The following is a 9,875-nucleotide window of genomic DNA, read 5'->3' as shown; positions in this document are numbered from 1 at the left end:
TGTCACTAGCTGTCTAAGAATATTTGGCTACGTGTAGGATTCCGAAGAGTCATAATTTATTAAAAGAAATTTGAATTTTGTTTTAGATTCTTTAACATTGATGATTAAGAACAGTCCTAAAACCTAATATTAGCCTATGGAAATTAAAACTTAGAGAAAAAACTTTACCCAAAGCATCTCATGATGCACTCAAACCTTCAGGCTTTAAGCCTATTTGCAGGTATTCGTACCACGGTATAGCGGCAATAGACCTTCCAGAGTATTCGGAAATTATCTATTGCAATTATTTTAAGAATAATCGCAAACGATTGCACAATCAATTAACAGACAAGTTATTGAGATTAATCTTGTTACCCAATCTATCTATGTTTATGAAAAATGTTTACAAAAGCCTGAGTGCACTTCTTGTGCTCTTGGTATTAGCCAGTTCCGCAGCAATGGCGCAGCGGGTCGTAACTGGTACAGTGCTAGACGAATTTGATGTGGGCTTGCCGGGTGTTTCTGTTTTAGTAAAAGGAACCACCACGGGAACTGCCACAGATATTGACGGAAAATATTCCCTCAATGTACCCAATGACCAAGCAGTCTTGGTTTTCTCATTTATTGGTTATGGAACCATGGAGCAAGTAGTCGGAAACCGTAGCGTGGTCGACGTGAAATTGACTCCAGATGAGCAAACGCTGACTGAGTTGGTTGTAACCGGTTATACAATTGATAGCCGAAGAGAAACGACCGGTGCGATTGCCACTGTAGATCCAAAGGATTTGACAGTCATTCCTACTGGTAACGTTGAGCAGACCTTGCAAGGACGTGTTTCCGGTGTGACCGTTATTACTAACGGACAGCCCGGTACAACATCCATTATACGTGTTCGTGGTTTCGGTGCCTTCGGTGGTAACGAGCCATTGTACATTGTAGATGGTGTGCCTGTCGGATCCACTGACTTCTTGAACCCGGATGATATCGAATCAACTACCGTATTGAAAGATGCTGCAGCTGCTTCTATCTATGGTGCTCGTGCAGCAAACGGTGTAATTATCTATACTACCAAGCGAGGAAGAAGAGGTAATCAAAAACTTCGAGTAGATTACAATGGTATGTTTGGTATAACCACACCTGGTCAAGGTCTGGATATGATGAATCCAGCTGATTTTGCAGAATACACTTGGTTGGCTGAGACGAATCAAGCGGCTATCGATGGACGTAGTCCTAATTACGGTCATCCCCAGTTTGGTACTGGTACAACTCCAGTTTTACCTTATTATATCAATGTAGGTGGAGCAGCTGGTGTTCCAGGGCCATTTACACCTGCACAAATAGAAGAGCAGCGAGCACTATACAATATAGATCCTTCAAAAGGTCCAGTTCATCAATTGGTTAGGGCAGCTACTGGAGAGGGAACAGATTGGTATGATGCTTTAACCAGAAATGCACCTTTGAATAGACATTCTATCGGGTTGAATGGAGGCTCTGAAACAAGCCGATTCTTTATCGGATTGGGTTATCAAGATCAGGCAGGTATTATGATTGTAAATAACTTCCGAAGAATCTCATTTAGAGCAAACTCTGAGTTTGATGTAACCAAGCGATTGAGAATTGGAGAAAACTTCCAAGCAACCTACCGTCAGGTACTAGGTCAGCAAGGTGGAACTGGTGGTAGAGGTGTATCTGATGATGAAAATGATATTCTTCAGGCCTTCCGTATGCCATCCATCATACCAGTATACGATGAATTTGGTGGTTACGCTGGTACAGCTGCAAGAGGTTTCAACAACCCACGTAATCCTGTTGCAAACAGAGACGGACAGCGAGATAATAGAAATTTCAATGCTAATATTTTCGGTAACGTTTATGCCGAATATGACATCTTGGATGATTTAAGATTCAGAACATCTATAGGTGGGCAGTATAACAATTATTATTTCTGGAACTACTCTAGATTACAATACGAGAACTCTGAAAATAACTCAGCTTTCGGATACAATGAAGGTTCAGGATTTGTATTTGGCTGGACATTCACCAATACACTTTCTTGGAAGCGTACATTCGGCAAGCATGCCTTTGATGTGATTGTTGGTCAAGAGGCTTTGAATACCGGAGCAGGTAGAAATATTTCAGCTTCTGGTCAGAATCCATTTTCAACTGACCCGGACTTTATCAATATTTCGAACCTTCCAGTTTCTTCCAGAATCGTAAATTCAGACTTATTTAGAGGAGTTAATTTCAACTCTTATTTTGGTCGTGTGAATTACACATTCAACGACAAGTATCTATTCAGTGCGGTTGTAAGACGCGATGGTTCTTCTCGATTCGGAGCGAATGCTCGATATGGTACCTTCCCTGCATTCTCTGCAGCTTGGAGAATTTCATCTGAAGACTTCCTTTCTAGCGCTACTTGGATTGATAACTTGAAAATCCGAGGTGGTTGGGGACAAATGGGTAACTCCAATAACGTAGATCCTAACAACCAGTTCTCACTATTCGGTGGTACAGTAGGAGCTTCTTCTTACGATATTACAGGCTCTAACTCTTCTGCACAGATTGGTTTTAGAAGAACTCGTATCGGTAACCCGAATGCACAGTGGGAAACTGCTGTAACTCAGAATATTGGATTTGACGGTACATTTTTCAACGGAAGATTAGATGTAATCTTTGACTGGTGGAGAAAAGATACCAAGGATCTATTGTTCCAAGTTCCAATTCCTTTGACTGCGGGTAGTAATGCTGCACCTCCTGCGGTAAACATCGGTGAAATGTTGAACAGAGGTCTAGACCTTTTGGTGACTACCAGAGGTAACCTTTCTTCAGCTTTGACTTATGAATTAACTGTTACAGGTTCTACATTGAAGAATGAGATTGTTTCTTTGGCCCCAGGCCTAGAAATCATCACTTCTGTAAACCCTGCATATCGTGGTATTAGACCAATTAGAAACTCTGTAGGTCAGCCTCTTTCAACCTTCTTTGGATATAAGGTTTTGGGCTTGTTCCAAAGTCAAGAGGATGTGAATTCTCACGCTACTCAAGTAGGAGCAGCTCCAGGTCGATTCAAATATGAGGACACTGATGGTGATGGAGTAATAACTCCTGAAGACAGACAAGTACTTGGTAATCCAATTCCTGATTTCACAGGTGGTGTCAATTTCACAGTAGGTTACAAAGGATTTGACCTATCTGCTTACCTATATACCTCTATTGGTAATGAGGTATGGAATCAATCTAAATGGTTTACTGACTTCTTCTCTACATTTGAAGGTGCTGCTATTTCAGAGCGTTTAAAAAATTCTTGGTCACCACAGAATCCAAATGCTACTGTCCCAATTGTGGATCGTTCTTCAACTTTCTCTACTTCAACTGTTGAGAATAGTTATTATGTAGAAGATGGGTCATATTTAAGACTTCAGAACGTAACATTGGGTTATACTTTACCTCAAAATTTATTGGAAAAGTGGAACCTTCAGAGATTGAGAGTTTTTGCATCGGCTAATAACTTGTTTACAATTACAGGTTATGAGGGTCTTGACCCTGCAGTAGGCGGAGACGCTGATTTGACTTTTGGTATTGACGTTGGTAACTACCCTGTTACCAGAGGTTATACTTTTGGTTTGAATGTCAGCTTCTAAGCTTAACAATTCCTTACGAATCGAGTTATAGAAAATATAATAGATTAACAAAATGAAAAATTTCAAATTAAAATTCGGAGCCCTATCATTATCAGCAATGATGATGGTAGCAGTGAGTTGTAGCGACGAGTTCCTCGAGGTACCGCCTACAGGTTTGCTTGCAGAAGCCCAGCTGTCATCTTTGGCAGGTATTGAAGCTTCTCTAATTGCAGCCTATTCGCAGGTAAATGGTCGAGGTAATCGTCTTGGTTCTCCATCCAATTGGGTATGGGGAAGTATAAGAGGGGGAGAGGCTAATAAAGGAACTGACCCAGGTGATTTCACAACTATCAATCCTATTCAGCGTTTTGAAAATGACGCTGCCTCTGGAGAGATGGGATCAAAGTGGAATGTTGCTTATGAGGGGATTGCTCGTGCTAACAACGTATTAAGATTATTGCAAAATCCAGGTCCAGATGTTACTGAGTCTGATGCAGTAAGACTTGCAGCACAAGCAAGATTTCTAAGAGGTCATTTCTATTTCGAACTAAAACGTCTCTATGGAAATACTCCATATGTGGACGAAAATATTGATTATGGATCTGGCTTAGAAGAAGTAAGCAATAACCAGGACTTATATCCTTTCATTGAAGCAGACTTCCAATATGCCATTGATAACCTTCCACCGACTCAAGGTCAAGTAGGTCGAGTAAATTCATGGGCTGCAAAAGCATACATGGGGAAAGTTCTCCTGTATCAAGGAAAATTTGGTCCTGCCAAAACATTGTTTGATGATGTGATTGCAAATGGAGTTACTTCTAATGGATTGAAGTATGACTTGGTGCCTTATTATGATGACATGTTCCGTGGAGCAAATGATAACCATCAGGAATCTGTTTGGGCCTATCAAGCAGCTGCTGGAACTGGTTCAGTATTGAATGCAAATCCTGAATTTGACTTGAATTTCCCTTACAATACAGGCCCTGCAGGACCAGGTAACTGTTGCGGATTCTTCCAGCCGAGCTTTACATTTGTAAATGCTTTCAGAACTGATGCCAATGGTCTTCCTCTGCTCGATAAGTCTTACAACGATCCAGCAAACCGTGTAGTTAGTGATATGGGATTAAACTCAGATCAGGCATTTACTCCTGATTCTGGGAATCTTGATCCTCGCCTAGACCATACAGTAGGTCGTAGAGGTATTCCTTACCTAGATTGGCAAGATCATCCTGGTGCAGCTTGGATTCGTAATCAACCTAACGGAGGCCCTTACTCACCTAAGAAGTATGTGTATGCTCGTACTGAGCAAGGATCCTTCCAGGATAACTCTTCATGGACTCCAGGTTACACTGGGATCAACTTTATGATTATTCGATTTGCTGATGTCTTGTTGATGTCTGCAGAGGCTGACATTGAAACAGGCAATCTTGAAAGCGCGCGTGCTAAAGTAAACCGTGTGCGTGAGAGAGCCATGAATTCTGAACTTCTAAGAGAGGACGGAACACCTGCAGCCAACTATGTGATTTCAACCTACGATCAGCCTTGGACAGATGCAAATGCAGCTAGAACTGCCGTTCGTATGGAGCGTATGCTGGAACTAGGAATGGAAGGTCATAGATTCTTCGATCTTGTTAGATGGAATACTGTTCAAGAAGAACTTGATTTCTACTTTGCCCTTGATGGATCTATCCTTACTGGTGCACTAGGAGGAGCTAGATTCACAGATCCTTACAAATTAGTTCCTATCCCTCAAGATCAGATCGACTTGGTAGGATCGGATATTTTGATTCAGAATCCTGGATTCTAATCATTCGATTAAATACTTTAAAAGAGGCCTTAGAGGCCTCTTTTTTTTGCTTTTTTTAAAAGGTATATTTTTCAAAGCATCAGTAAAATTGTAATTTCAAATCATCAATATACCCGCTAATCCCTATGAAAATCACCCAATATTTACTTCTGATTTTATCTTTTTACCTTCTGGTTTCTTGTCAAAAATCAGATACACTTTTTGAGTTAAAACAATCCTCGGAAACGGGTATTGATTTCAATAATGAAATCATAGAAAGCGACTCATTTAATATTTTGACTGATGAATATATTTTTAATGGGGGAGGCGTAGCCGCTGCGGATTTTGATAATGACGGATTGGTTGATTTGTTTTTCACAGGGAATCAGGTTCCTAATAAGCTTTACCTAAATCAAGGCGATTTCAAGTTTGAAGATGTGTCAGATGAGGCTGGGATTTCAGCTTCTGATAAGTGGTGCACAGGGGTAACTGTAGCAGATGTCAATGAAGATGGCTGGATGGATATTTATGTCGTAGCGGCTATGAAGACTGGGGAGGGAGAGCGAAATAACTTGTTGTTTATCAATCAGGGGAAAGATGATCAAGGTAAGATTTCCTTCATTGAAAAAGCTGAAGAATTCGGAATAGCAGATCCAGGAAACGGAATGGGAGCTGCCTTTGTGGACTATGACTTGGATGGAGATTTAGATTTATACGTGCTCAATAATGAGCAAAGTAAAATTGTTCCTTCTAACTATCGAGAAAAAATCACGGATGGTTCAGCTATCAACAATGATGCTTTTTACCAAAATAATGGTGATGGATCATTTACGAATATTACTGTAGAAGCGGGAATTACTATCGAAGGCTTTGGTTTAGGCTTGTTGATTTCAGACCTGAATAATGATGGCTGGCCTGATATTCATGTTTCCAATGATTATGTCACCAATGATATTTTATATATCAATAATCAAGATGGCACTTTTTCCAATCAGATATCTCAGAAGCTCAAGCACCAAAGTCAATTCTCTATGGGCTCTGATATTGCGGATTTCAATAATGACATGATGCCTGATATCATCACCTTGGATATGCTAGGTGAGGATAATTATAGGAAGAAAACCACCATTGGCAAGAACTCCTATCAGGTTTATATCAGTAATGAACAATGGGGCTATGAGTATCAGCATGTAAGAAACATGTTGCATATGAATAACGGTCCAGAAGCTCCATTTAGTGAAATAGGCATGCTTGCAGGTATGTATCAAACTGATTGGTCTTGGTCTCCACTTTTTGGAGATGTCGATCATGATGGATGGAGAGACCTTTTGGTTACGAATGGATTTCCACGAGATATTACCGATAAGGACTTTGCTAATTACAGGGCAGACGTAGGAAGTATTGCCACCGTAAGGCAGCTTTTGGATTCTATTCCAATTGTCAAAATTCCAAATTATGCTTTCAAGAATGCAGGAGACCTGACGTTTAAAGATAGTGGTGAGGCTTGGGGCTTGGATAGACCTTCATTTTCCAATGGTGCAGTACTCGTCGATTTGGATAATGATGGGGATTTGGATTATGTAATAAATAATATCAATGATCCCGCTTTTGTCTTCGAAAATCATCTAAATAAGCGGCAAGAGAAAGGGTCCTACCTTAGAATTGATCTTTCCGGACCTCAATCCAATTCACAAGGCCTAGGAGCTAAAGTGGTTTTGACACTGAATGATGGGCAAAAATTATTTCAAGAACAACAGCTAGTCAGAGGTTATATGTCAACTTTGGAGCCTACCATGCATTTTGGTGTTGCACCAGGTAAAACGGTTGAGAATCTTTTGATCATTTGGCCAGATGGAAAAGAGAGTAAATTCGCAAACCCAGAACTTAATTCAACCCTTAAGGTGGCCTATTCGGAGGCAAATCAAGGCAAAAACACACTGGCGATCTTGGATCATGGTAGCTCCGAGCAATTATTTGAAAGCGTTTCTGAAGTGGTAGGTCTCAACTTTGTGCATGAAGAGCAGGATAAAATCGATTATAACGTACAGCGGACTTTACCTCATAAATTGACCCAATTCGGGCCTGCATTGGCTGTTGGGGATATCAATGGGGATCAAATGGAAGACTTGGTTATAGGTTCCTCTTCCGGTTTTATGCCTCAAGTATTTTTTCAAAATGCGGACGGTACCTTCAATCAGAGACAGCTATTGGATGATAATTCAGCCAGTTTTGAGGAGATGGGAATTCTACTTTTTGATGTAGATAATGACGGAGACTTAGATATGTATTTGGTGGGAGGAAGCAATGAGTTTTTACCTAATTCTCAAGAATATAATGATCGCTTGTATCTGAATGATGGGAGTGGGAATTTTCTGAAAGATGAGAGTTTTAATCAAGTAAAAGCCAGTGGAAGTGTAGTAAGAGCTGCTGATCTCAATCAAGATGGATTTTTAGACCTTTTCGTTGGAGGAAGGACTCCTTTTGCACAATACCCTTATCCTGAGGAGAGTTTTCTTTTGATCAATGAGAATGGAAGTCTAATAGATAAAACCGAGGAATTGGCTCCTGAGCTTCAGAAAATCGGGATGGTAACCGATGCTATTTGGTCAGATATAGATTTGGATGGGGATATGGATTTGGTTGTGGTAGGAGAATTGATGGCTATTCAGATATTCCAAAATGACTCTGGTAAGCTGACTCCAATGGAAGAAACTGGCTTGCAGCAATATTTAGGATGGTGGAATTCAATTGCTTCAGGAGACTTCGATCAAGATGGGGATGTCGACTTTGTAGTGGGGAATTTAGGAGCTAATAATCACTATCACCCTACGGCTGAAAGGCCCTATAAAGTATATGCAAAAGACTTTGATAAAAACGGAAGTGTAGACCCGGTGGTATTTTCTTGGTATAAGGATCGGGCAGGGAATTTCAATTCATTTCCAAGCCATTTCTGGGATGATTTGTATGGGCAGAGTACGCTTTTTAGGAGGAAGTTTGAGCGGTATAAAACCTACGCAATGGCCACTGAGCAAACCCTTTTCACAGAGGAAGAGCTTCAGGAAGCTTTGATCTTAGAAGGTAATTTTGATCGTACGTCTTATGTGGAGAATTTGGGTAATGGTAAGTTCAAGATTCATGAACTACCAATCGAGGCTCAGTTAGCGCCAGTTAATGGGATAGTGGCAGATGATGTCAACGGTGACGGGATTTTAGATATTCTGTTGGTAGGAAATGACTTTGGGAATGAGATATTCATCGGTAGATTGGATGCATTGAATGGTTTGGTCTTACTCGGAGATGGCAAAGGTAATTTTGATGCAATGAATGCTTCTGAGAGCGGATTTATTGTTCCAGGAGATACCAAAGCATTGGTAAAGCTAGCTCGAAATTCAGGTAGTCCTTTGTATATAGCTTCGCAAAACAGAGGGGAGTTGAAGGCATTTCATTCCAATCAAACCGTCGAACAAACTATCGAGCCTGGTCAGGAAATAACTGCTATACTCATCGAAACGACCGATGGAAGATCTATCCGTCACGAACCTGTGATAGGTTCTGGTTTTCTCTCTCAAAGTTCGCGGGAAGTTCGGCTTCCTACTAATTTGAAGTCACTCAAAGTGATTGATTACAAAGGGAATAGTAAGGATATTGATTTAAGTATCTTGAACTAGCGGTAGAGCTCATCAGATTTAGCTGCGCAGATATCTACCATAAGATCAGCAACTTTGTCCGTCACTGCATCAAAATAGTGCTGTCCTTTTTCAGGGCTTGCTTTTTTTGGGTTTCCTATGCCAGTATCCTCAGTCACCTGAGACCATTTGCGTTCTGCCCAAGCCCATTTTTCCCGAATACCTTTAATGGTGGATTTCTTTTCGTGTCCGTCACCAGCTTCTTCAAGTGGTAGGACCAATTCGGGGTGAAGGTATTGGATTAATGCGGTTTCCATTTCGTCGGCATGATCTCCCGCTTCTTCGAAAAACTGGCTTTTATCCAAGGCCTGAAACCAATTGCAGGTGAAAAGAAGCATATTCGGAAATTTTAGGCCTAATTCCCGTAGCGCTGTTTTAAAGTCATTTCCTCCGTGAGAATTGAGAATCAAAAATTTGCGCACTCCTTGTCGATCCATCACTTCTAAGATGTCACAAATGATGGCCATTTGTGTGCTTGGATTCATATTAATATCCAGATAAATGTCTGCCTGGCCTGTATTGACCCCAAATGGAATAGTCGGCAGTATCACCACATTGGCACCTTTATCCCAAGCCTTTCTTCCAGCCTCTGCACCGATAGCATCCGCTTCATAGACATCCGTTCCGTAAGGCATATGGTAATTGTGAGCTTCAGTCGCTCCCCATGGCAATACGGCGAGTTCATAGCGATGCTTTTTTAAATATTTCCAGTTTGTTTCTTTAAGCAGATATGGCTTCATAAAAATTTGGTAGGGTTTACTTTAATTTTTGATTAAATAGACCTGAAATTGATAATTTCAAGAA

The 9,875-nt window shown here is 40.7% G+C and carries 4 protein-coding genes; 3 read left to right on the top strand and 1 reads right to left on the bottom strand.

Translation table 11 applies throughout. The features are described 5' to 3' along the window. Positions 1 to 365: 365 nt before the first annotated feature. The 3 genes from OU792_RS12440 to OU792_RS12430 all read left to right on the top strand — a co-directional run bounded on the left by OU792_RS12440 (position 366) and on the right by OU792_RS12430 (position 9,053). Complete coding sequence (locus tag OU792_RS12440) at positions 366 to 3,620, top strand: SusC/RagA family TonB-linked outer membrane protein (protein WP_274670326.1); 3,255 nt, start codon at positions 366 to 368, stop codon at positions 3,618 to 3,620. A 52-nt stretch (positions 3,621 to 3,672) separates the two neighbouring features. Next, positions 3,673 to 5,406: a RagB/SusD family nutrient uptake outer membrane protein gene (locus tag OU792_RS12435; protein WP_134200673.1), complete on the top strand. Its 1,734-nt coding sequence runs from the start codon at positions 3,673 to 3,675 to the stop codon at positions 5,404 to 5,406. A 125-nt stretch (positions 5,407 to 5,531) separates the two neighbouring features. After that, complete coding sequence (locus OU792_RS12430; protein ID WP_274670325.1) at positions 5,532 to 9,053, top strand: VCBS repeat-containing protein; 3,522 nt, start codon at positions 5,532 to 5,534, stop codon at positions 9,051 to 9,053. Here the strand turns inward: OU792_RS12430 and OU792_RS12425 are convergent. Beyond that, the gene (locus OU792_RS12425) at positions 9,050 to 9,811 is read right to left on the bottom strand and encodes a creatininase family protein (protein WP_274670324.1); all 762 of its coding nucleotides are present in this window, start codon (positions 9,809 to 9,811) and stop codon (positions 9,050 to 9,052) included. The two genes, OU792_RS12430 and OU792_RS12425, sit on opposite strands and share 4 nt — an antisense overlap. Positions 9,812 to 9,875: the final 64 nt, after the last annotated feature.

Origin of the sequence: Algoriphagus sp. NF, assembly GCF_028823735.1 — a bacterium.
Classification (GTDB): Bacteria; Bacteroidota; Bacteroidia; order Cytophagales; family Cyclobacteriaceae; genus Algoriphagus; species Algoriphagus marincola.
This window is presented reverse-complemented; position numbering and strand designations above follow the sequence as displayed.

Excerpts from the sequence above, each read along its gene's own strand:
- OU792_RS12440 (WP_274670326.1), top strand. The coding sequence starts at position 366 with ATGTTTATGAAAAATGTTTACAAAAGCCTGAGTGCACTTCTTGTGCTC.
- OU792_RS12435 (WP_134200673.1), top strand. The coding sequence starts at position 3,673 with ATGAAAAATTTCAAATTAAAATTCGGAGCCCTATCATTATCAGCAATG.
- OU792_RS12430 (WP_274670325.1), top strand. The coding sequence starts at position 5,532 with ATGAAAATCACCCAATATTTACTTCTGATTTTATCTTTTTACCTTCTG.
- OU792_RS12425 (WP_274670324.1), bottom strand. The coding sequence starts at position 9,811 with ATGAAGCCATATCTGCTTAAAGAAACAAACTGGAAATATTTAAAAAAG.